Below are 22,726 nucleotides of genomic sequence, written 5' to 3' on the forward strand. Positions count from 1 at the left end.
GCTACCTCATAAAATCCATACAGTGCCGGTCGTGTCCGTCCGGCCTCGGGTAGCTCTCTATTTTGTGAATATTTTCTCTCAGGGCAACAAGTCATTTTGCACCGACTCACTGCACAACAAATTGTTAACAGGTGAATGGCAAACACTGGCAAAGCTATTGTATATGCTGGCATTTGGTTGCACCTGATTGCACTATTTATTATTCATTTTTGTGGTTGTTTTTACTTTTTTAATACAAAAATAGTCTAAGTCAAAAACTCAGCTGAACAGAAAGCCGGTGAACAATGGTGAACAGACGGTGAACAGTCACCCCCTCAACTGTTCACCCTTTAACATACTGTATTACTTATTTTTTTATTAAAGGTGAACAGTGGTGAATAGTTATCAGTAAAAAAACAAACAGAGAGAGGGTTTTCCTTCGACCCTTTTCTGGCCAGCCGGGTTTTACCCCCCTTGCTTGTGCCAGAACTGCCACAACCGCAATGAATCGAGATGTTGTGTGATGAAGGGCAGAATCATTTCAGGTTGAACATACGGAGAGCCTGATAATGAAACCCGAAACAGTCATTTCTGCCCTGCAGAACGTTGTCGCTAAACAGAACGCGGAAAGCGAAAAGCACATCACCGCTAAACTGACCGTATTCGCTGCGGCCAGAGACACCCACGCAGCCAGCATGGAAAAGCTGAAAGAGATTGATACATCAATTGAACGCTGTAAGCAGGAGCGACAGACAGCCCTCGATGAGAGCGCTGAGGCGGAACAGGACTGGCGCAGTCGCTTTCGTACCCTGCGCGGTAATCTCACTCCTGAAATGAAAGCGGAGCACAGCAAGCGTATCGCCAGTCGGGAGCTGGCCGACGAGTTCACCGGCCTGATTGTGGAGCTGGAGACTGACCGGAGTCGTGCCATGCTGAATGCCTGCTACACCGGCAATAATTATCGCTCTGCGCATGGCGAAGCATTTACCGCTTACGCCGGGGCGGAATGGGTTAAGGCTATCAACGCGGTTCCCGTCGCGCTCATTCGCGCTTTCCTGCTGCGCATTCGTGCCCTGGAAATGAAGGGGGAAAGCGCACCGCAATCTGTCGCCATCGGTGAACTGCGTGATGCCCTCAACCGTCAGGGTAGTCTGTATCACTTCGATATGAAACAGGAGCCGGTTTTATCCGTGACGGGTATGCAGCGACCAGAGATTACCGGCGTGGATATGGAACTGTTACGCAGTCCACTTAAGCGAAACATGCTCGCCCAGAAGCTGGCTGAACATGACAAAACTAAGGCGGGGGCATAAGTATGTTTCACTGTCCGTTCTGCAAAACCGGTGCGCACGCCCGTACCAGTCGCTATCTGTCTGAGAACGTCAAACAGCGCTATCACCAGTGCGTGAATATCGAGTGCTCGGCAACCTTCCGCACGCTTGAATCCGTTGACGGGGTTATCCGTTCACCGGCGACAGAGCCGGTCACTCCTGCACCCGCTCCGGCGGCCATCGTTAACCGTGCTGGCGCTTAAGCATGACCAGTCATCAGGAGAAACTTACGTGACCACACTGACGCTACAGAAAGCCTTTGAGGCCTGTGAGGCAAACAAATCCGCCTGGCTGCAACGCAGGGAAGAACTGACGCAGGCCGAACAGGCATACCGCGAACAGCCTGCCGGTGACGGCCACAGCGGCCAGAGTCTGCAAACTCGTCGCGATATTATTGGGGTAAAAAAATGGGAAATTAATCAGGCTGCCGGTCGCTATATCCGGTCGCATGAGGAGGTGCAGCGTATCAGCATCCGTAACCGGCTGAATGATTTTATGCAGGTGCACGGCGCGGAGCTGGTCGCAGCGCTCGCGCCTGAATTAATGGGCTATAGCAGTCAGCATCCCGCCGTCAGAAACTGCGCCATGCAGCACTCGGTCGACTATCTACGCGAGGCACTAAATGTCTGGCTGGCCGCCGGTGAAAAAATTAATTATTCTGCGCAGGATAATGACATTTTAACGGTCATCGGATTCAGGCCTGACGCGGCTTCACGAGATGATAATCGTGAAAAATTCACACCTGCACAAAACCAGAATTACGTGAATAAACGCGCTGAACTGGCCGCGTAGGAGCCCGTCAAAAAATCCCCGCAAATCCCGCCCTTTTTCCCGAATTAAGCCATGCATGCATAAGGTGCATGGTTTTGCATGCCTTTTCACGCCCCGGCCTCCCCCGCCAGCGCCAGCTCTGGCGCGGTCTGAGGCTGCTCTTACACCTGCATTAAAAGCGGTCCCTTAAGCGGGCAGGCGTGGCGGGGAGAGCATTGCGCGCTAAGATCGCGACAACAATTTATTTTTCCTTTATGGCATTTTCTAAAAAGTCGAAGAACTCTTTTACTAACTGATCATTGTTATCGCTAGTGAAGCTGCGTTTATAAAATCCAATGCATGCAGAGAAAATGGCTCTGCTTGTTAATTCGCTATATCTAGATGAATATAATGGCTCTACCCCACGATATATAGACCACGCGCCGTGAGTAATATTAGACCTGATTTCATACATTTCTTTCGAAACCTTAGCCCAGTCTTTTTCATCGGGATAATAAATGGAAACCAACGACGATACACGGCTTACGAAGTTTTTAGTTGTAGACTCATCCTTTTTCTCGCTTGGAAGGCTTACCAATCGTTCTAGAGCCGTTGCTAATTTTACTATACGTGAACTATCATCTTTATCTTGTTGAGCACTGCTAAATAAATAAATGGAATCAATCAATCGATCAGCAATTATTGTTCTCTCATTGGGTTCTATGGCTAGGTCTATTAGGAGAGACAATACCTTTCCTAAGTCTGAATTATAATCACTTTCAAATTTATCCCAGAATTTGTCGCTCCAAGTTATTCTTCCCTTGGATGAGTGATTATAGTTGAAATCATTATTTGATATTCTTGTGAAGTAAAAACTTTCATAATTAGGATATGGACTCGTTGAAAGGCTCAAAAAATCGGATGATATGTGATAATGCTCACTAAATAATTGGAGTATTCCAACTACAAACCCTGCAATATTTTTAGCAATTCTCTCTCGGCTTTTCTTAGAGCGCTTGCTAACTGGGATTCTTAAGAAATGTTCGTAGTGATATTTATGTACAGAGCAAAATCTTTTGGATAATAATATTTGTTCATCTGTAAGGTTATCATTAATTATTGAATACATATGCTTCGCTGATATAATCTCAGCGCGACCAATGGATATCTTCTCTTTATCAAGGCCATGCGCCAAGATAGGAAAAAAGAAATCCTCTTGTGCCATTTCTCTCTTTGTTTTTTTTAACGCTTTATTGAGAAGTTGAGTATATCCCTTTAGGCCATCTTCACTGTTATCGATAAAAACATGAATAAAAAGAAATTTCTTTATATTTTCAACAAATTCATCAACAGTGACAAGCATTTCTAATCTATTTGATTTTATGAATCTTTCAGATATTAAATGTAATTTCTCATTTGATGCGTATGAAAGATGTATTTGTCTTTTAGGGATTGTTATATCTTTTGAAATTAATTCAATCGGTGCATCTATTGTCATTCCGAACGAACCAAAATTCCTGTTGTACTCTTGATTATAAAAATCCCTAAAGTTAGGTGAGCCTAACTCAACATCTATTCGATATGCTTCTGCAAGAATAAAATCAAAATCTCTTACATCATCTAAACTTGCGCTCATAATTTTCACCTTTGGTGTTCAGTGAAAAGATCACTATACCATTGCATCATTTTTGCTCTATCTTCAATATATTGAGCATGATTGTAAATGCCGCGAATTTTATTTTTATCAACATGTGCTAACTGCATTTCAATCCAGGCACTATCAAAGCCCTGTTCATGTAGGATTGTCGACATTGAATGCCTAAAGCCGTGACCTGTAGCACGCCCCTTGTAACCAAGTAACTCAATCACCTGTGACACACTTTCTTTCGAGATTGGTTTACTACGGTTATTCCTGCCAATGAAAATGTAAGGGTAATGGCCGGTAATGGACTTGAGTTGCTTAAAGAGGTCAATGACTTGAGTAGATAAAGGAACAATATGAGGCCTACGCATTTTCATCCGCTCTGCCGGGATTTCCCATATACCTTTTTCGAGGTCAACCTCTTCCCACGTAGCAAAGCGCATCTCCTGCGTTCTTACACCAGTTAGCATGACTATCTTTGTAGCATTTTTGGTGATGATGCTGCCAGTGTAGGCTTCAAGATCTCGGAAAAAATGAGGTAATTCTTCGGCAGATAAAAATGGATGATGCTTTTGTTTAGGAACGGCCAGAGCGATGGCTAAATCAGGCGCAGGATTGTATTCAGCGCGGCCAGTTATGATTGCGTAGCGATAAACCTCACCACACCTCTGACGCACCTTACGTGTTTTCTCTAGTGCACCACGCTTCTCTATTCGTCGTAGCACCTCAAGCAGTTCCAGCGGTTTAATGTCACTTATAGGGCGCTTACCAATGTAAGGGAAAATATCTTGCTCAAATGTCTTAATGATTTCTTCGCGGTAGGCCACTGTCCAGCGATCGGCTTTATTTGAGTGCCACTCCCGACATATAGCTTCGAATGAGTTTTCTGTTGAGAGCTGCTGTGCCAGCTTTTGAGCTTTACGTTCTTCAACTGGATCAATGCCATTTGCTACCTGCTTGCGTGCTGTATCGCGTTTGTCGCGAGCCTCTGCAAGCGAGACGAGACTGTAGGAACCGAATGACATCAACCGGGCTTTTCCTGCAAACCGGTAGCGGAACCTCCATCCTTTGCACCCGTCGGGATTTATGAGCAAGGATAAGCCTTGTCCATCATTGAGGGTGTAGGGTTTGTCTTGTGCCTTAGCGCGTCGGATTTGTATGTCTGTAAGTGGCATGTGTATAAGTGAAATCTGTGTATAAAAAAATTATACACAACACTATACATATTTTCCGTGGATTTAGGGAGATCCCCTCGGACTGATACGGATGATGACACTAGGTAACTTGCTGTAAATAATGGGTTTAAAGGACTACGTCGGACATGGCGAGATGATATTTGGCGGAAGATCACAGGAGTCGAACCTGCCCGGGACCGCTGGCGGCCCCAACTGGATTTGAAGTCCAGCCACCTCACCGGAGATGACGATCTTCCGCGCCTCGATTGCTACATGGAGGCGGGGCGCATTATAGCTACTTCCTGGCGTTTCCACATCACTAATCACACTTTTTTCCGTACCGTTTCGTCTTACTATGATCGGTTTCATATAAATCCTTATAAAATCCATTAGTTACATCTTCACCTCTCCGGCAGCGCTACACCGATCACAGAAAACAAGAATCGTAAGTTGATAACAAAATAACGGAATACTCGCGCCCACAAGTATGGTTTACAACGTCTGTAACCGGTCTCATAGCACCAAGGATAAGCAGATGAAAAGTGAATTGTTATCCGTTAAAGAGAAGATTGGCTACGGCATGGGTGACGCCGCCAGCCACATCATTTTTGATAACGTCATGTTGTACATGATGTTTTTCTATACCGACATTTTTGGTATTCCCGCTGGCTTCGTCGGCACCATGTTCCTGCTGGCGCGTGCGCTGGATGCCATCTCTGACCCGTGCATGGGTCTGCTTGCCGACCGTACCCGCAGCCGTTGGGGCAAGTTCCGTCCGTGGATTTTGTTTGGCGCCATCCCGTTCGGCATTGTCTGTGTGCTGGCCTACACCACGCCGGATCTCAGCCTGAACGGCAAAATGATTTACGCCGCCGTTACCTACACGCTGCTGACCCTGCTTTATACCGTGGTGAATATTCCGTACTGCGCGCTGGGCGGCGTGATCACTAACGACCCGACGCAGCGTATCTCCCTGCAATCCTGGCGCTTTGTGCTGGCGACAGCGGGCGGCATGCTCTCCACGGTGCTGATGATGCCGCTGGTGAAACTGATTGGCGGCGACGACAAAGCTTTTGGCTTCCAGGGCGGGATCGCGGTGCTCTCCGTGGTGGCATTTCTGATGCTGGCGTTCTGCTTCTTTACCACCAAAGAACGTATCCAGGTGCCGCCGAGCACCACTTCCATGCGTGAAGACCTGCGCGACATCTGGCAAAACGACCAGTGGCGCGTCGTTGGCGCGCTCACCATTCTCAACATCCTTGCCGTCTGCGTGCGCGGCGGTGCGATGATGTACTACTGCACCTGGATCATGGGCTCGCCGGAAATCTTCGTCGCGTTCCTCACCACCTACTGCGTCGGCAACCTGATTGGCTCCGCGCTGGCAAAACCGCTCACCGACTGGAAATGTAAAGTCAGTATCTTCTGGTGGACCAACGCTGCACTGGCGGTAGTGAGCGTGGCGATGTTCTTCGTGCCGATGCAGGCCACAATCCTGATGTTCGCCTTTATCTTCGTGATTGGCGTACTGCACCAACTGGTAACGCCGATCCAGTGGGTCATGATGTCCGACACCGTCGACTATGGTGAATGGACCAACGGCAAACGCCTGACCGGCATCAGCTTCGCAGGCACGCTGTTCGTGCTGAAACTCGGCCTGGCGCTGGGCGGGGCGATGATTGGCTGGATGCTGGCAGGCGGTGGCTACGATGCCGCAGCCAAAACGCAGAACAGCGCTACCCTCAGCATCATCATTGGCCTGTTCACCCTGGCGCCAGCGGTCTGCTACGTACTGAGCGCGATTATCGCCAAACGCTATTACACGCTGAAAACGCCATTCCTGACCAAAATTATGGGTGAGCTGGCGCAAGGCGCGCGCCGCAACCAGCAGGCGTTTGAAACCCTGCCGGTCAGCAAAGAACTGCAGAACTAAGAGGATAAAAGTATGAAAATCAGTGACGGTAACTGGCTCATTCAGCCGGGCCTGAATGTGACGTATCCGGTTCAGGTGTTTGATGTGGAGCAGCAGGGCAACGACCTGGTGGTGTACGTTGCGCCGCGCGACGTGCGCGAACGCACCTGGCAGCTCGACACATTGATGTTTACGGTTCGCCTGTTCTCGCCGCAGGAAGGGATTGTCGGTGTACGCATCGAGCACTTCCAGGGTCAGCTTAATAACGGTCCGCACTATCCGCTGAACGTGCGAAAAGACGTGAAGGTTGAGATTGAAAACAACGCGGAATTTGCCGTGCTGAAAAGCGGCAACCTCAGCGTGCGTGTCACCAAGGGCGAGTTCTGGGCGCTGGATTTTCTGCGCGATGGGCAGCGCATCACCGGCAGCCAGCTGAAAAACAACGGCTACGTGCAGGACGGGAATACCGGCCGCAACTACATGTTTGAGCGCCTGGATCTGGGCGTCGGCGAAACGGTGTACGGCCTGGGCGAGCGCTTTACCGCGCTGGTGCGTAACGGTCAGACGGTTGAAACCTGGAACCGCGACGGCGGCACCAGTACCGAGCAGTCGTACAAAAATATTCCGTTCTATCTGACCAACCGCGGCTACGGCGTGCTGGTGAACCATCCGGAAAACGTCTCCTTTGAAGTCGGCTCCGAGAAAGTCTCTAAAGTGCAGTTCAGCGTCGAAGGCGAGTCTCTGGAATATTTCGTGATCGACGGCCCGACCCCGAAACAGGTGCTGAACCGCTATACGCAGTTCTCCGGGCGTCCGGCGCTGCCGCCCGCGTGGTCATTCGGCCTGTGGCTCACCACCTCGTTTACCACCAACTACGATGAAGCAACGGTCAACAGCTTTATCGACGGTATGGCGGAACGCAATTTGCCGCTGCATGTTTTCCACTTTGACTGCTTCTGGATGAAGGCCTTCCAGTGGTGTGATTTTGAGTGGGACCCGGTGACCTTCCCGGACCCGGAGGGGATGATCCGCCGCCTCAAAGCCAAAGGGCTGAAGGTCTGTGTGTGGATAAACCCGTACATTGGCCAGAAATCGCCGGTGTTTAAGGAACTGAAAGAGAAAGGCTATCTGCTCAAACGCCCGGATGGCTCTCTGTGGCAGTGGGACAAATGGCAGCCGGGCCTGGCGATTTATGACTTCACCAATCCGGATGCCTGTAAATGGTATGCCGACAAGCTGAAAGGCCTGGTGGATATCGGCGTCGACTGTTTTAAAACCGACTTCGGCGAACGTATTCCGACCGATGTGCAGTGGTTCGACGGTGCCGATCCGCAGAAAATGCACAACCATTATGCGTACATCTACAACGAACTGGTCTGGAACGTGCTCAAAGAGACCGTCGGCGAAGAGGAGGCGGTACTGTTTGCGCGCTCCGCGTCCGTCGGTGCGCAAAAGTTCCCGGTACACTGGGGCGGCGACTGCTACGCCAACTATGAATCGATGGCGGAGAGCCTGCGCGGCGGGTTATCTATCGGCCTCTCCGGCTTTGGTTTCTGGAGCCATGATATTGGCGGGTTCGAAAATACCGCACCAGCGCATGTCTACAAACGGTGGTGCGCGTTTGGGTTGCTCTCCAGCCACAGTCGCCTGCATGGCAGCAAATCCTACCGGGTGCCGTGGGCGTACGACGACGAATCCTGCGATGTGGTGCGCTATTTCACTGAACAGAAATGCCGGATGATGCCGTATCTGTACCGGCAGGCGGCGCTTGCTCGCGAGTGCGGTACGCCGATGCTGCGCGCCATGATGCTTGAATTCCCGGACGATCCCGCCTGCGATTACCTCGACCGCCAGTACATGCTGGGGGATTCCGTGATGGTGGCACCGGTGTTCTCTGAAGCGGGCGACGTGCAGTTTTATCTGCCGGAAGGCCGCTGGACGCACCTGTGGCGCAATGACGAGGTCGCGGGTGGCCGATGGCACAAACAGCTGCATGACGTCCTGAGTTTGCCCGTGTACGTGCGGGATAACACCCTGCTGGCGCTGGGCAGCAATAGCCAGAAGCCGGATTATGCCTGGCATGAAGGCACCGCCTTCCATTTGTTCCATCTGGAAGAGGGGCGTGAAACGTTCTGCGAAGTCCCTGCCGCAGACGGTTCGGTTATCTTCACGCTAAAAGCGAAGCGTACCCACAATACGCTCACGGTAACGGGCGAAGGCGACGCGCGCGACTGGACGCTGTGCCTGCGTAACATCCCGCAAGTCGCTGACGTGAAAGGCGGCTCTTACGCCAGCAGCGAGTGGGGTGTGGTGGTGAAAGCGGCAGGAAACGAGGTGGTGATTCACCTGTGATGCTGTTCCCCTCTCCTCAAAGGGGCGAGGGGATGTGTATGGTGCCGGAGTTTGATGTGTAGGCCGGGTAAGGCGAAGCCGCCACCCGGCGTTTTTGTTGGTCCCTGAGCCTAAAATTGCACGGTGGCGCTGCGCTTACCGGGCCTACGGTTCGTGGATTTGGTTTTGTAGGCCGGGTAAGGCGAAGCGCCACCCGGCGTTTTTGTTGGCACCTGAGCCTAAAATTGCCCGGTGGCGCTGTGCTTACCGGGCTTCGTTTCAGGGCTGGGGTGAGGGGGGAGTCGCAGTCGGAACTGCAGCCGGAACCGTCGACACTACGCCCCCCGTCATCGTCTGCTCGACCTGCTGTTTCTCTGTATTCAGAGCGTGTAACTGACCGTTCACCGTGGGTTTCAGCGGCGTATCGGCCTGAACTGTGCCGCTGGCGGTGAGCTGGATATTCCCGTCGCCAGAAATCGGCAGTGCTGGCCAGCCCCACGGCTGCAGGATGTTCACCGGAACACCTCGTCCGTTCAGGCTTATCTGGGTCTGGCGTTGCGGCACCTGTGAAACGCTGGCGGTAGCTTCCAGCAATCCTCTCTCGGTGTAGCCACTCAGTTCACTGATGTTAATCGTGCTGCTGTTTGCCGTCAGCGCCAGAGAGGGGCGACGCACATCCACGCGATTAAACGTACCCACCGCAGCGTTAAATGTGGCGTTTCCACTCCACACGCCCCACTGATGGTCCTGTACCAGCCCCAGGTTTGCGCCGTAGCTGTCCAGCGCGGTGAGCTGCCATGGAAACGTGGGATCAACATCAATCACCAGATTGCGGCTGGCGTTGAATTTCTTCAGCGTCAGACTGTTGAGCCAGCCTGGCAATGGTTTCATCCACAACTGTTTCCAGTTTGTCGGCAGGGTGTATTCCAGCCCGGCAATGGCAGTATCGTCGAGAACGAGTGCTTTACCGGAACGCAGCCAATGACCGGATGTGCGGATCATGCCGCCTTCCCAGCGGGTGGTGAACTGACGTAGCGCGATGCCTTGCGGAGAGAATTCCGCGTTTAAGATGGGGTCGAAGAGATGCAGCGAACCGTAGATGAACTCGCTGGCATTCATTGACAATTTGCCCTCCTGAGTTTGCCAGTCATCTTTGCTGAAGGTCAGGTTGCGCAAGCTGAGGTCAAGATCGGTCACTGCCCAGTCCGGACCTTGCAGGCGTGCGTCGGTCACCTCAAGGCGGCCAATCTGCAGGGAAGGAATACTTGTGAGCGGCGAAAAGAATTCCGCCAGCACTTTGTCGCTTTGTAAGCGGATGTCGTTCAGACGAAGGCTATCAACAATCCAACTGCCGTCCGCATTTCGTCGCGCTACGCCGGTTAATGCGCCGCGTGCGACGTCTGCGCCAATGTTGCTCAGTGTCACCTGTTCTTTGTCGATGCTGCCTTCAATCAGCACGTTAGTGGCGGGGATGTCGTTCAGCGTCAGCGAACCTGCACTGAGCTGGATCTGTGCTTTGCTGCCGAGCACCCGGCCTGCTTCAGGATTCCAGGGGATCACGCCACCGTCTACCCGTTGCGCGCTCAGGTTCCACTCGCTGCCGGGACTGTTGAACGCCATATCGTGCAGCTCTAAGCGATCGGCCCGGAAGGGAAGCGGCGCCGTTTGCGAGGAGATATTCAGCGTCCCGTCTTTAAGCAGGATGGTGTCAACATGCTGGGGATCGGTCAGTTGTCGGCTACTGAGTCCGATATCCACGGTTTTTGCGACTAACGTGGCAGGCTGACCATCCCGGCCAAAGGTGACGTTCTCCAGCAGGATGTGGGAAGGGGAGGAAAAACGGTGATCCATCGCATCAAAGGCCACGTGGTAGCCGCTATTTTCAGAGATCCAGTTGCTGACGCGTTCTGCTCCCCAGCGGGTTTGCAGCAGAAAATAGAGCACGATAACCGCCACCAAAAAGGCGATCAGCACGTAGATAAGCAGCTTTCCAATAAATTTCATGGTCTTCCATCCCGCGAAGTGCACATAACTGAGTTATGCACGATTTAGGCGTAATCCTCAAGGCGGGAATAGTGAAAGAGCGTTTCTGTGGCGGCGATTGTCGATCGCCGCCACATTCCGCTTACGGCTTTTCTGGCGGGAAAATCAGGTTCAGAACGATTGCGGTGATACCGCCTGCGGCAATCCCGGAGGAGAGCAGGTTTTTCACCCAGTCCGGTGCAAATTGCAGGATCAGCGGCTGTTGGGAAACGCCCAGACCTACCGCCAGCGACAGGGCGATAATCAGGATAGCGCGACGGTTTAACGGCTCACGCGACACGATACGCACCCCGGAGGCGGCGATAGTACCGAACATCACGAGAGTCGCACCGCCGAGCACGGGTTCTGGAATGTGTTGTACAAATCCGCTCACTGCCGGGAAAAGGCCCAGGACAATCAGCATCAACGCAACCACAAACCCAACATAGCGGCTGGCAACGCCCGTCAACTGGATCACGCCGTTGTTTTGACCGAAGCAGGAGTTCGGGAAGGTGTTAAACACCGCAGAGACAAACGAGTTCAGGCCGTTAGCCAGCACCCCGCCTTTTAGACGTTTCATATACAGAGGCCCGGAAACGGGTTGCTCAGAAACATCGGAGGTGGCGGTAATATCGCCAATGGTTTCCAGTGAAGTGATCATAAAGACCAGCATCAGCGGCAGCAGAAGATTCCAGTCAATGCCCAGTCCGTAATACAGCGGCGTTGGCACCATGATGACATCCTGCGTGGTCGGGGCGGTATTTTCCGGCAACATACCCATAAACCATGCCATCGCGTAGCCTGCGGCCATGGCTATCACCAGCGAAGCAACCCGCAGGTAGGGGTTACGCTGACGGTTAAGCAGAATGATCAATGCCAGTACGACGCCCGCCAGCAGCAGGTTTTTCGGTGAGCCGAAGGTGTTGTCGTTCATCGCGGCATAACCACCGCCGATGGACGTCAGGCCGACCTGAATCAGCGACAGGCCGATGATCATGACCACCACGCCGGAAACCAGCGGGGTAATGATACGGCGCGCGAGATGCAGTACGCGGGAGAGAATCATTTCGGTGCAGCTTGCCAGCATCAGTGTACCGAACAGCGCCGCCATCATGGTGGGAACATCTGCGCCCCCGGTTTTCAGCGCTGTGCCGCCCATAATCAGCGGGGCGACAAAGTTGAAGCTGGTTCCCTGAATCGAGAGCAACCCTGAGCCTACCGGACCCCATGCTTTAATTTGAATAATAGAGGCCACACCGGAGGCGAACAGCGACATGCTGATAATGTGTTGAGTATCCTGGGCCGGCAAACCGAGCGCCTGGCAGATTAACAGCGCGGGCGTGATGACTGCGACGAACATTGCCAGCAGGTGCTGAGAGGCGGCAAAAAGAGTTTGAGGAAGCGGCGGACAATCTTCAAGACGGTAAATCAGTTCGCTGTTTTGAGTCTGCGCAATCGGTTGCGCATTTTCTGACTCGACAGTGTTAACAGACATCAGAGGCAATCCCGTGGTGTAAAAGCGGGCATTTTATCCGACCTGGTGGCAAAAGCAAACGTTTGCTAATCGTTATTCTTAATATTTAAAACAGATAAAATCACCTTTTTATATAACTTTTGTACCTTTTCTGATTAAAATCCATGCCGATTACTCGTTAAGAGCTGAGAAATGACCGAGGAATACATCGTTCGCGATGAGCGATGCGTACTTAAAGGAGCTTAATATGTTTCATCTCGATACTTTATCGACACTTGTTGCCGCAACGCTGACGTTGCTGCTGGGACGCAAGCTGGTCCAGTCTGTCTCCTTTCTGAAGAAATACACCATTCCTGAACCGGTTGCTGGTGGATTACTGGTGGCAATCGCTCTGCTGGTGCTGAAAAAGAGCATGGGCTGGGAAATTGATTTTGATATGAGTCTGAAAGACCCGCTGATGCTGGCGTTCTTTGCCACCATTGGTCTGAACGCTAACATTGCCAGCCTGCGTGCAGGTGGCCGTGTCGTCGGCATCTTCCTGATCGTGGTGGTGGGTTTACTGGTGATGCAAAACGCCATCGGCATCGGTATGGCCAGCCTGTTGGGGCTGGATCCGTTGATGGGGTTGATTGCGGGTTCAATTACCCTTTCGGGTGGACACGGCACTGGGGCGGCATGGAGCAAGCTGTTCATCGAACGCTATGGCTTTACCAATGCGACGGAAGTGGCAATGGCGTGCGCAACCTTTGGTCTGGTGCTGGGTGGGCTGATCGGTGGCCCGGTGGCGCGTTACCTGGTGAAGCACTCCACCACGCCAGACGGTATGCCGGACGATCAGGAAGTGCCGACAGCGTTTGAGAAACCGGACGTTGGGCGCATGATCACCTCACTGGTGCTGATCGAAACCATTGCGCTTATCGCCATCTGCCTGACCGTCGGCAAAGTGGTTGCCCAGATGTTGGTGGGAACCGTGCTGGAACTGCCGACATTCGTCTGTGTACTGTTCGTTGGCGTGATCCTCAGTAACGGTCTGGCGCTAGCGGGCTTTTATCGCGTGTTTGAGCGGGCGGTTTCGGTGCTGGGCAACGTGAGTCTCTCACTGTTCCTGGCGATGGCGTTGATGAGCCTGAAGCTGTGGGAACTGGCTTCGCTGGCGTTGCCGATGCTGGCGATTCTTGTGGTGCAGACCATCTTCATGGCGCTGTACGCCGTGTTTGTGACCTGGCGCATGATGGGTAAAAACTACGATGCCGCTGTACTGGCTGCCGGGCACTGTGGTTTTGGTCTTGGCGCGACGCCGACGGCGATCGCCAATATGCAGGCGATTACCGAGCGCTTTGGTCCGTCGCATATGGCGTTTCTGGTGGTGCCGATGGTGGGGGCATTCTTCATCGATATCGTCAACGCGCTGGTGATTAAGCTGTACCTGTTGTTGCCGATTTTTGCGCAATAAGGACAATGCGGCGGTGTGAAAACCGCCGCGCTGTTTTAGCTTCAGGCGTTGGAGTAGCGTTCGGTTTCCGGCATCCAGCGCTCGATCAACGCCGTAGCCTGTTGTGGATAACGTTCGTGAATATGGCGCGCAATGCGCTGAACTTCCGGAATAATGGCCTGATCGCGCAGTAAATCCGCCACTTTAAATTCAGCGCTGCCCGTCTGACGGGTACCCAACAATTCGCCAGGTCCGCGGATCTCCAGGTCTTTTTGCGCAATCACAAAACCGTCGTTGCTGTCGCGCAGAACTTGCAGGCGTGTCTGCGCCGTTTTTGACAGGGGAGATTTGTAGAGCAGCACGCAGTGCGAGGCTACTGCGCCGCGTCCGACGCGTCCGCGCAGCTGGTGCAATTGCGCAAGCCCCAGACGTTCCGGGTTTTCAATAATCATCAGACTGGCGTTGGGGACATCCACCCCCACTTCAATGACCGTGGTCGCAACCAGAAGATGAAGCTCACCCTGCTTAAAGGCAGCCATGATCGCCTGCTTCTCGGCGGGTTTCATTCTCCCGTGCACCAGACCAATGTTCAGCTCAGGCAGGGCAAGTTTCAGTTCTTCACTTGTGGCTTCCGCCGCCTGCGCTTCTAACAGCTCCGACTCTTCAATCAGCGTACAGACCCAGTAAGCCTGGCGTCCTTCGTGCGTACAGGCGTTACGTACCCGGTCAATAATATCGCTGCGGCGGGTATCCGGAATGGCGACCGTGGTGACCGGCGTGCGGCCCGGCGGCAGTTCATCGATCACCGAGGTGTCGAGATCGGCATACGCTGTCATCGCCAGGGTGCGCGGAATAGGTGTCGCGGTCATGATCAACTGATGCGGGTGGAAGCCCTGCTGCTGACCTTTCTCCCACAGCGCCAGCCGCTGATGCACGCCGAAACGGTGCTGTTCGTCGATGATCACTAACGCAAGGCCGTTAAACTGCACCTGTTCCTGGAAAATCGCGTGAGTGCCGACCACCATTTGTACCTGACCGCTGGCGATGGCGTCCTGTTGCGCAAGACGCGCTTTGCCTTTTTGTTTACCGGCCAGCCAGCCCACTTCAATGCCAAGCGGAGCAAACCAGTGGCGGAAGTTATTGGCGTGTTGTTCAGCGAGCAGTTCGGTCGGCGCCATCATCGCCACCTGTTTGCCGTGGGCAATCGCCCGCAGCGCGGCGAGTGCCGCAACCAGTGTTTTACCGGAGCCGACGTCACCCTGCACCAGGCGCATCATTGGCACATCCATTGCCATGTCGCGTTCGATTTCCGCCACTACACGCGTTTGCGCCCCGGTCGGTTTAAAGGGCAGTGAATCAAGAAAACGATTTTTGAGTTCGCCTTGCGCACTGAGCGACAGCGCGTGATATCGCTGCGCTCCGGCGCGCAACGCCAGCATACTCAGGTTATGCGCCAGTAATTCTTCCAGGATCAGCCGCCGCTGCGCCGGGTGTTGCCCGGTTTCCAGGTCGCTGAGCTGGAGCGACGGCGGCGGGCGATGCAGGGTGCGTAATGCCTCCGGCAGACTCATCATACCCTGTAGAAGTTCTGGCGGTAACAGTTCGGCAATGGCGCAGGTATCCAGTAAATCCAGCGCCTGATCGGTGAGTTTGCGCAGCGTTGCTTGTTTTATCCCTTCGGTGGTCGGGTAAACGGGGGTGAGCGTCTCCTGCAACTCCGGCGTGCTGAGATCGCCCTGAACGCGGTATTCCGGGTGGAACATTTCAGCCCCGTATTTTCCGCGCTTTGCTTCTCCGTAGGCCAGTACGCGGCGACCTGTCGCCAGGCTGTTTTTCATTGCCGCACTGAAATTGAAAAAACGCATGGTGAGGATGCCAGAGCCGTCGCTGATCTGACAGGTCATCATCCGGCGACCGCCAAACGTGATGTTGCAGTTCAGCACTTCCCCTTCTACGGTGGCGTAAACGCCCGGCAGCAGTTCGCCTATCGGATAGAGATGGGTACGATCTTCATAACGCAGTGGAAGGTGCAGGAGGAGATCCTGTACGGTATGCAGGCCAATTTTCGCCAGTTTACTGCTTTGTGCTGCGCCAACGCCCGTTAGTGAACTGAGCGGTACAGCATCTAACAGGCGCCCTTTCATTTACGCTTTATCCTTCCCGCCGCCTCGATGCAACGTGAATGATTTTGCGTAATATTGGAAGCCTGCATGGTTGCCCACCATGCAGCATCGGCTTCAATTTCGCCTTGCGCATTCACATGGGGGTAAGGCAGGCCTTTGCGTTTAGCCACGTTCGCCAGTACCGGATAACCGCCTTCAAACAGCAGACGCTGCTGCTCGTCTTCCGGCAGCATACTGTTCTCACGTCGGTACATGCCCGCGTTTTGCCGCTGGCGCTGTGCTTCGTAGAGAATCAGTGCCGAAGCGACGGAGACGTTGAGTGACTGCACCATACCAATCATCGGGATGATAATGTCCTGATCCGCAAGGTCTAATGCTTCTTGCGTGATGCCGGTTTTCTCTTGCCCCATCAGAATACAGGTCGGGCGGGTGTAATCAATCTCGCGAAAATCGACGGCTTTGTCTGAAAGGTGAGTGGCCAGAATCTGCATGTCCTGGCTTTTCAGGTGGGAGACGGCGTCGCTAATGGTGCGGTGAGTCTTCACCTGCACCCAGCTGTTGCTTCCCGCCGCCGAAGAGGCCATGGTGCGCATACGGCTACCTGGCCAGACGGCGTGAACTTCATGTACGCCAACGGCATCTGCGGTACGGATAATCGCAGAAACGTTATGAGGTTTATGGACCTGCTCCATGCAGACGGTCAGATCAGGCTGACGCCTGGCGAGCATCTCGCAGATACGCGCATAACGCTGTGCATTCATAAGGCTAGTTTCGGTTACGGGTGACTTTTATCACGTCCGGCATCACACGGATTTTGCGCATGATATTCGCCAGATGCACACGATCGCGTGCGGTGAGACGAATAAAGGCGCTATAGACGCGACCATCTTTCTCTTCAGTATTCAAACTTTGAATATTGGAGGTGGTGGTGTTAATTGCCGCAGTCAGATTCGCCAGCGCACCCTGATGGTTAAACATGTCCACCTTGATTTCAGCGATGAACTCCTGCTCCGTCTCTTTATCCCATTCGACAGCCATAAACTTCTCTGGCTCTTTCTGGTAACCACGGATGTTACGGCAGGACTCATGGTGAATAACCAGACCTTTTCCGGGGCTGACGTGAGCGATAATCGGGTCGCCGGGAATCGGGCGGCAGCATTTGGCGAAGGTGATCAGCACGCCATCTGCACCTTTGATCGGCAGATGACCGTGGCTGGAGTGCGCTTGTGCGGTTGCCGATGCATCACCTTGCTGAAGATTCTTCGCCACTACGACGCTCATGGCGTTACCCAGACCAATTTCCGCCAGCAGATCTTCCAGCGTCGCGAGCTTCATACGCTCAATTTCGCGCTGGATGCTTTCCTGCGGAATTTCAGCCAGTTTACGGCTGCCGCCTAAGGCATGATTCAGCAAGCGACGGCCGAGGCTGACGGAATCGTCGCGCTTGAGATTCTTCAGCAACTGACGAATTTTGGCGCGCGCTTTAGAGCTGACGACAAAGTTGAGCCAGGCGGCATTCGGACGTGCGCCCGGTGCGGTAATGATCTCAACCGTTTGGCCGCTGGAAAGCGGTTGCGACAGCGGATAGGGCTGGCGGTCGACGCGCGCGCCGACGCAGGCATGACCGATATCGGTGTGTACCGCGTACGCGAAGTCGACAGGTGTGGCGCCGGCTGGCAGTTCGACAATTCGCCCTTCCGGTGTGAAAACGTAAATCTCATCCGGGAAGAGATCGGATTTAACGCTCTCGATAAATTCAAACGAACTACCGGCACTCTGTTGTAGCTCCAGCAGGCTCTGCATCCAGCGCTGAGCGCGGATTTGTGCGGTGGTGCTGGTCTCGCCGTGCTCTTTATAAGCCCAGTGCGCCGCAACCCCCATTTCCGCCATCTGGTCCATGTCTTCGGTACGGATTTGTACCTCAACCGGAACGCCATGTGGGCCGATCATCGAGGTGTGCAAAGACTGATAGCCGTTCGCTTTTGGAATGGCGATATAGTCTTTCACGCGCCCTGGACGCGGCTTATAGAGGCTGTGCATCTGGCCAAGCACGCGATAGCAGGTGTCGGAATCATGAACGATGACGCGGAACGCGTAGATGTCCATGATCGAGTGAAAACGCTGCTCTTTAAGCACCATTTTGCAGTAGATCGAGTACAAATGTTTTTCGCGACCGCTAACGCGACACGGAATTCCCGCTTCCTGCAAACGCCCTTCAATCTCTGAGAGGATTTTTTGAATCATCTCTTTACGGTTGCCGCGCGCAGCTTTCACCACTTCTTTAATAACGCGATAACGGTTCGGGTATAACGCTTCAAAACCCAGCTCTTCGAGCTCGGTTTTAATGTGATGAATACCTAAACGGTGCGCCAGCGGGCTGTAAATTTCGAGGGTTTCACGGGCAATGCGGCGACGTTTGTCCGGACGTAATGAGCCCAGCGTGCGCATGTTATGGGTTCGGTCAGCGAGTTTGATGAGAATGACGCGGATATCCTGCACCATCGCCATAATCATCTTGCGAAAGTTTTCGGCCTGCGCCTCTTTCTTATCGCGGAACTTGAGTTTATCAAGTTTCGACACCCCTTCTACCAGTTCAGCAACGCTTTTACCAAAAAGCTGTTCCATGTCCTGGTAGGTGGCGGGAGTGTCTTCAATCACATCATGCAGCAAAGCCGCCATTAGCGTTTCATAGTCGAGTTTCATCTCGGCCAGAATGCAGGCAACGGCAACTGGATGGGTGATATAGGGTTCACCGCTTGAACGTGTCTGGCCCTCGTGAGCGTCACGTGCAACGAGATACGCCTGCCGCAGACGCTTAATTTGGTCTTCCGGCAGGTAGTGTTGAATCAGTTGATTCAGGCTTTCAAACAGATACAAGGGCGACCCGCTGAGTAATTAACGACGACCTTCAGCAATAGCGGTAACGGCCTGTAATTCAGCGGCTTCCTGCTCTTGCTGTTCCTGGCGTTCACGTACGTCGAGGATCTGGTTGTTGATCAGACCTTCTTCGATTTCGCGCAGCGCGATTACGGTAGTTTTATCGTTTTCTTCCGGTACAAGCGGATCCTTTCCGCCTACCTGCATCTGACGAGCGCGACGCGCGGCGACCAGTACCAGGTCAAAACGGTTACCAATTTTCTCTACAGCGTCCTGAACAGTTACGCGTGCCATACTTAAAATGCTCCACAGGTGAAGAAATGACTGGGCATGATACTGAATGTGGGTTCAGTCTGCCAACAGTTTGCTGATTAAAGCGTCATGACGCTGCTTTTGGCGGCTCATGCGCAGACGTTCGGCGCGAATGATGGTTTTCAGATCGCCGAGGGCGGTATCAAAATCATCATTCACAATGAGGTAATCATATTCGGCGTAATGGCTCATTTCTGCAACAGCTTGCGCCATACGTTTTGCAATGACTTCCTCGCTATCCTGACCGCGACCGCGAAGACGGCGGTCCAGCTCAATTTTGGACGGCGGTAAAATAAAGATACTGCGTGCCTGTGGCATCTTTTCACGAATTTGCTGGGCGCCCTGCCAGTCAATATCAAGAAAAACATCCACACCGGAAGCCAGCACTTGCTCAATAGCTTCGCGAGACGTGCCGTAATAATTACCGAACACTTCGGCATGTTCGAGAAACGCCTCTCTGCCAATCATGGTTTTGAATTCATCATGATTCACAAAGAAATAATGTTCGCCATGCACTTCACCCGGACGCGGAGCGCGTGTGGTGTGTGAAACAGAAACCTGGGTGTCATACAACGGTTGGGTTTTCAATAAAGCCTGAATCAGGCTGGATTTACCCGCGCCACTGGGGGCAGAAACAATATAAAGCGTGCCTTGAGCCATGAGTATCTTATGTATGTGATTGTCGAAAGAGAGCCTACATACGAGCTTATTATACACGTCGCCGCTATATGACGTAGCCCTTGTCACACTTTTTGCCCCTGATTATTGCGTTTTGCGTACCTTTTTCCTGATTTACCCTGAAATTACTGCAATGAGTGAAAATGACAGGAATCCTGCTCGCAGGCTGTGTATTTGCCGCTCGGTGCCGAAATCATTCTGCGCTATACCTGCCGGACAACGTGCAGCGGAGGTGCAGATGACGTTATGGAAGAACATCGCAATCAGTGTATTGCTGTGCCATTCATCGGCTGGCGCGGTTTGCCCCGCCTGGTCGGCGACGAGGGCGGAAGAGGAAATCACCCGCTTAACGCGGCAAATCGCGCAGTGGAATGACATTTACTGGAAGCAGGGCGTTAGCGCTGTCGATGATACTGTTTACGACCAGCTCAGTGCGCAACTCACACAATGGCGGCGCTGTTTTGGCGAAGCGGTTCCTACCGATCCGTCTGCACCACCAAACAATGGCTCAATGTTGCATCCTGTTGCCCATACAGGCGTACGTAAGCTTGCAGATAAGCAGGCGATGCAGAAATGGATGCATCATCGAAGCGATCTGTGGGTTCAGCCGAAGGTGGATGGCGTGGCAGTGACGTTAGTGTACCGGGACGGCAATCTCATCAGGGCGATTAGCCGGGGGAACGGGCTGGAAGGTGAGGACTGGACGCAAAAGGTTCGCCATATACCGTCTGTGCCGCGCACCACAAAAGGAACGCTTGCCAATAGCATCCTGCAGGGCGAAATCTTCCTGCTTCAGGAAAACCATATCCAGCGGCAAATGGGGGGAATGAATGCCCGGGCGAAAGTCGCAGGGATGATGATGCGTGCAGAGCCTTCTTCCTCGTTAAGCGCATTAAGCATTTTTATCTGGGCGTGGCCTGATGGTCCGCAGTCGATGCCTGAACGATTGCAGAAACTGACCGATGCGGGGTTTGGTTTAACACAGCGCTATACCCAACCGGTGAATAACGTCGATGATGTTGAAAAAGCGCGAGAGAGATGGTGGACAACGAGCCTGCCGTTTGCCACCGATGGCGTCGTGGTACGGATGGGTAAAGAACCGGAAGCCCGAAGCTGGCTTCCTGGCGAAGGGGACTGGCTGGTTGCCTGGAAATACACCCCGGTGGCGCAGGTCGCAGAGGTGGCGGAAATTCTCTTCACCACGGGAAAGAGCGGGAAAACCGCAGTGGTGGCATCGCTTGCTCCGGTCATGTTGGACGATAAAAAGGTTCAGCGTGTCAATCTTGGCTCCGTCAGACGTTGGGAAGAGTGGGACATCGCACCTGGCGATCGCATTCTGGTCAGCCTTGCCGGGCAAGGTATCCCCCGTATCGATGATGTTGTCTGGCGTAGTACGCAGCGGACTAAACCAACACCTCCCGGAGGGCATTTGGGTTCATTGACCTGTTTTTATGCCTCATCTGAGTGTCGGGAACAATTCATTGCGAGACTGGTTTGGTTGGGGTCGAAATCGGTCTTGGATCTGGATGGTGTGGGAGAGGCTGGATGGCGAGCGCTTCATCAGGCACATCGCTTTGAGCATATATTTTCCTGGCTGGCGTTAACCCAGGAACAATTACAGAACACGCCAGGAGTAGGCAAAGGGAAAGGCGCGCAATTGTGGCACCAGTTCAATATGGCGCGCCGCCAGCCCTTTATCCGCTGGGTTATGGCGATGGATATACCGCTAACGCAGGCCGCGCTTAAGGTCAGCGGTATTCGTTCGTGGGAGTCATTGTTGGCGCAAACCGAGCCGTATTGGCGAATGCTGCCGTCAACGGGCGAGCGCCGCGCCAGAAAGGTCATACAGTGGAGGGATAACCCGGAGATAAAAACGCTGAGTCAGTGGTTAGCTGCTCAGCGTATTGCGGGGTTTATGCCTTAGTGGCCTTCGTGATGATAATAAAACACGGGCAAACCCAGCTTGAGACGCAGCGCCAGCAATCTCGCGGTGAAGCCAAAAATCAACGTGGAGATAACGACCACATCATGGCTGGAGACGTAGTGCTGAAGCGCTATGTAAAGCACGGCAGAAGCAAATGACACGCCAGCGTACAGCTCTTTCTGGAAGACGAGGGGAATGCGTTTACAGAACATGTCACGCAATACGCCGCCAAAGACGCCGGTGGTCACTGCGGCGACCACGGCAATGATCGGGCCATGACCCATATCCAGCGCAACCTGAGCACCGATGATGGAAAAAACCACCAAACCCAGCGCATCAAGCACTAGGAATAATTTACGCAGGTAAGGCATGACGGGGGCGACAATGGTCGTCAGCACCGCGGCCGTCGCCACGATAATGACATACTCAGGATGCTTCACCCAGCCGAGCGGATAATGCCCAAGCAAAATGTCGCGAACGGAACCGCCGCCAATGGCGGTCGCGGTTGCAATGATGATGACGCCGAAGGTGTCCATGCGACGACGACCTGCAGCAAGTGCGCCCGTCATGGCTTCTGCGGTAATGCCAATTAAGTACAAAACGTGTAACAGCATGCCTTCCCCCTGATTTTCTGGGGATAAAGGTTAGCGATTTGTGCGCAGTATCACGATTGAGATTTTCTAAGGCGAGGTGGTTTTAATAACTTTATCTTATGCAAAATTATGTTATTCATCATATCTCACGCCTTTTCAGGTTCTGATGATGAA

The 22,726-nt window shown here is 53.1% G+C and carries 17 protein-coding genes and 1 tRNA gene; 7 read left to right on the forward strand and 11 right to left on the reverse strand.

Going from position 1 to position 22,726, the window contains the following annotated elements; translation table 11 throughout:
• The first annotated feature begins 548 nt into the window (after positions 1-548).
• The 3 genes from sid to AC07UY_RS04870 are packed head-to-tail and all read left to right on the forward strand — an operon-like array spanning position 549 to position 2,102.
• Complete coding sequence (sid, locus tag AC07UY_RS04860; RefSeq protein ID WP_494700885.1) at positions 549-1,292, forward strand: capsid size-determining scaffold Sid; 744 nt, start codon at positions 549-551, stop codon at positions 1,290-1,292.
• Between the two features lie 2 nt (positions 1,293-1,294).
• Positions 1,295-1,513: an ogr/Delta-like zinc finger family protein gene (locus AC07UY_RS04865; protein ID WP_494700884.1), complete on the forward strand. Its 219-nt coding sequence runs from the start codon at positions 1,295-1,297 to the stop codon at positions 1,511-1,513.
• A gap of 28 nt (positions 1,514-1,541) precedes the next feature.
• Positions 1,542-2,102, forward strand: a complete 561-nt coding sequence (locus tag AC07UY_RS04870; RefSeq protein WP_494700883.1) for a phage polarity suppression protein — start codon at positions 1,542-1,544, stop codon at positions 2,100-2,102.
• Positions 2,103-2,322: 220 nt separating this feature from the next.
• On the opposite strand, the gene AC07UY_RS04875 is transcribed toward AC07UY_RS04870, so the two are convergent.
• The 3 genes from AC07UY_RS04875 to AC07UY_RS04885 all read right to left on the reverse strand — a co-directional run bounded on the left by AC07UY_RS04875 (position 2,323) and on the right by AC07UY_RS04885 (position 5,134).
• Complete coding sequence (locus tag AC07UY_RS04875) at positions 2,323-3,696, reverse strand: hypothetical protein (RefSeq protein WP_494700882.1); 1,374 nt, start codon at positions 3,694-3,696, stop codon at positions 2,323-2,325.
• A gap of 5 nt (positions 3,697-3,701) precedes the next feature.
• Positions 3,702-4,877 (reverse strand): tyrosine-type recombinase/integrase, encoded by a 1,176-nt coding sequence (locus AC07UY_RS04880; protein ID WP_494700881.1) that lies wholly within the window; start codon positions 4,875-4,877, stop codon positions 3,702-3,704.
• 162 nt (positions 4,878-5,039) lie between these two features.
• A tRNA-Sec gene (locus tag AC07UY_RS04885) sits at positions 5,040-5,134 on the reverse strand.
• Positions 5,135-5,412: 278 nt separating this feature from the next.
• Here AC07UY_RS04885 and AC07UY_RS04890 point away from each other — a divergent pair.
• Entirely contained in the window at positions 5,413-6,807 is a 1,395-nt protein-coding gene (locus AC07UY_RS04890) for a glycoside-pentoside-hexuronide family transporter (RefSeq protein ID WP_494659607.1), read from the forward strand.
• A gap of 12 nt (positions 6,808-6,819) precedes the next feature.
• Positions 6,820-9,138: an alpha-xylosidase gene (gene yicI / locus AC07UY_RS04895; RefSeq protein ID WP_494700880.1), complete on the forward strand. Its 2,319-nt coding sequence runs from the start codon at positions 6,820-6,822 to the stop codon at positions 9,136-9,138.
• 258 nt (positions 9,139-9,396) lie between these two features.
• Here the strand turns inward: yicI and AC07UY_RS04900 are convergent, their stop codons facing one another.
• A complete protein-coding gene (locus AC07UY_RS04900; protein ID WP_494700879.1) occupies positions 9,397-11,121 on the reverse strand; it encodes an AsmA family protein in 1,725 nt (574 codons plus the stop codon).
• Between the two features lie 121 nt (positions 11,122-11,242).
• Positions 11,243-12,634, reverse strand: coding sequence for a xanthine/proton symporter XanP (gene xanP, locus AC07UY_RS04905; RefSeq protein WP_192614080.1), 1,392 nt, complete (start codon positions 12,632-12,634; stop codon positions 11,243-11,245).
• A 226-nt stretch (positions 12,635-12,860) separates the two neighbouring features.
• Between xanP and gltS the strand changes: the two genes are divergently transcribed.
• Positions 12,861-14,066, forward strand: a complete 1,206-nt coding sequence (gltS, locus tag AC07UY_RS04910) for a sodium/glutamate symporter (RefSeq protein WP_203359563.1) — start codon at positions 12,861-12,863, stop codon at positions 14,064-14,066.
• A 41-nt stretch (positions 14,067-14,107) separates the two neighbouring features.
• Here the strand turns inward: gltS and recG are convergent, their stop codons facing one another.
• Genes recG through gmk form a run of 5 tightly spaced genes read right to left on the reverse strand, consistent with a single transcriptional unit; the run spans position 14,108 to position 20,017 of the window.
• Positions 14,108-16,189, reverse strand: coding sequence for an ATP-dependent DNA helicase RecG (gene recG, locus AC07UY_RS04915; RefSeq protein WP_494700878.1), 2,082 nt, complete (start codon positions 16,187-16,189; stop codon positions 14,108-14,110).
• Positions 16,186-16,929, reverse strand: coding sequence for a tRNA (guanosine(18)-2'-O)-methyltransferase TrmH (gene trmH, locus AC07UY_RS04920; protein ID WP_494700877.1), 744 nt, complete (start codon positions 16,927-16,929; stop codon positions 16,186-16,188). The genes recG and trmH overlap by 4 nt, the downstream gene beginning before the upstream one ends.
• A gap of 4 nt (positions 16,930-16,933) precedes the next feature.
• Positions 16,934-19,045: a bifunctional GTP diphosphokinase/guanosine-3',5'-bis pyrophosphate 3'-pyrophosphohydrolase gene (gene spoT, locus AC07UY_RS04925; protein ID WP_494659612.1), complete on the reverse strand. Its 2,112-nt coding sequence runs from the start codon at positions 19,043-19,045 to the stop codon at positions 16,934-16,936.
• 18 nt (positions 19,046-19,063) lie between these two features.
• Positions 19,064-19,339 carry a DNA-directed RNA polymerase subunit omega gene (rpoZ, locus tag AC07UY_RS04930; RefSeq protein WP_000135058.1) on the reverse strand — a complete coding sequence of 92 codons (276 nt, stop codon included), beginning with the start codon at positions 19,337-19,339 and terminating at the stop codon, positions 19,064-19,066.
• Positions 19,340-19,393: 54 nt separating this feature from the next.
• A complete protein-coding gene (gene gmk / locus AC07UY_RS04935; protein WP_203359566.1) occupies positions 19,394-20,017 on the reverse strand; it encodes a guanylate kinase in 624 nt (207 codons plus the stop codon).
• Between the two features lie 256 nt (positions 20,018-20,273).
• On the opposite strand from gmk, the gene ligB reads away from it, so the two are divergent.
• Positions 20,274-21,959 carry an NAD-dependent DNA ligase LigB gene (ligB, locus tag AC07UY_RS04940; protein ID WP_494659613.1) on the forward strand — a complete coding sequence of 562 codons (1,686 nt, stop codon included), beginning with the start codon at positions 20,274-20,276 and terminating at the stop codon, positions 21,957-21,959.
• On the opposite strand, the gene AC07UY_RS04945 is transcribed toward ligB, so the two are convergent.
• Positions 21,956-22,573, reverse strand: coding sequence for a trimeric intracellular cation channel family protein (locus AC07UY_RS04945; protein ID WP_203359568.1), 618 nt, complete (start codon positions 22,571-22,573; stop codon positions 21,956-21,958). The genes ligB and AC07UY_RS04945 overlap by 4 nt on opposite strands.
• Positions 22,574-22,726: the final 153 nt, after the last annotated feature.

Source organism: Citrobacter sp. GW821-FHT02E08, from assembly GCF_059421685.1.

Excerpts from the sequence above, each read along its gene's own strand:
- AC07UY_RS04900 (WP_494700879.1), bottom strand. The coding sequence starts at position 11,121 with ATGAAATTTATTGGAAAGCTGCTTATCTACGTGCTGATCGCCTTTTTG.
- recG (WP_494700878.1), bottom strand. The coding sequence starts at position 16,189 with ATGAAAGGGCGCCTGTTAGATGCTGTACCGCTCAGTTCACTAACGGGC.
- AC07UY_RS04865 (WP_494700884.1), top strand. The coding sequence starts at position 1,295 with ATGTTTCACTGTCCGTTCTGCAAAACCGGTGCGCACGCCCGTACCAGT.
- gmk (WP_203359566.1), bottom strand. The coding sequence starts at position 20,017 with ATGGCTCAAGGCACGCTTTATATTGTTTCTGCCCCCAGTGGCGCGGGT.
- yicI (WP_494700880.1), top strand. The coding sequence starts at position 6,820 with ATGAAAATCAGTGACGGTAACTGGCTCATTCAGCCGGGCCTGAATGTG.
- rpoZ (WP_000135058.1), bottom strand. The coding sequence starts at position 19,339 with ATGGCACGCGTAACTGTTCAGGACGCTGTAGAGAAAATTGGTAACCGT.
- trmH (WP_494700877.1), bottom strand. The coding sequence starts at position 16,929 with ATGAATGCACAGCGTTATGCGCGTATCTGCGAGATGCTCGCCAGGCGT.
- AC07UY_RS04945 (WP_203359568.1), bottom strand. The coding sequence starts at position 22,573 with ATGCTGTTACACGTTTTGTACTTAATTGGCATTACCGCAGAAGCCATG.
- ligB (WP_494659613.1), top strand. The coding sequence starts at position 20,274 with ATGACGTTATGGAAGAACATCGCAATCAGTGTATTGCTGTGCCATTCA.
- gltS (WP_203359563.1), top strand. The coding sequence starts at position 12,861 with ATGTTTCATCTCGATACTTTATCGACACTTGTTGCCGCAACGCTGACG.
- AC07UY_RS04875 (WP_494700882.1), bottom strand. The coding sequence starts at position 3,696 with ATGAGCGCAAGTTTAGATGATGTAAGAGATTTTGATTTTATTCTTGCA.
- AC07UY_RS04890 (WP_494659607.1), top strand. The coding sequence starts at position 5,413 with ATGAAAAGTGAATTGTTATCCGTTAAAGAGAAGATTGGCTACGGCATG.
- AC07UY_RS04880 (WP_494700881.1), bottom strand. The coding sequence starts at position 4,877 with ATGCCACTTACAGACATACAAATCCGACGCGCTAAGGCACAAGACAAA.
- xanP (WP_192614080.1), bottom strand. The coding sequence starts at position 12,634 with ATGTCTGTTAACACTGTCGAGTCAGAAAATGCGCAACCGATTGCGCAG.
- sid (WP_494700885.1), top strand. The coding sequence starts at position 549 with ATGAAACCCGAAACAGTCATTTCTGCCCTGCAGAACGTTGTCGCTAAA.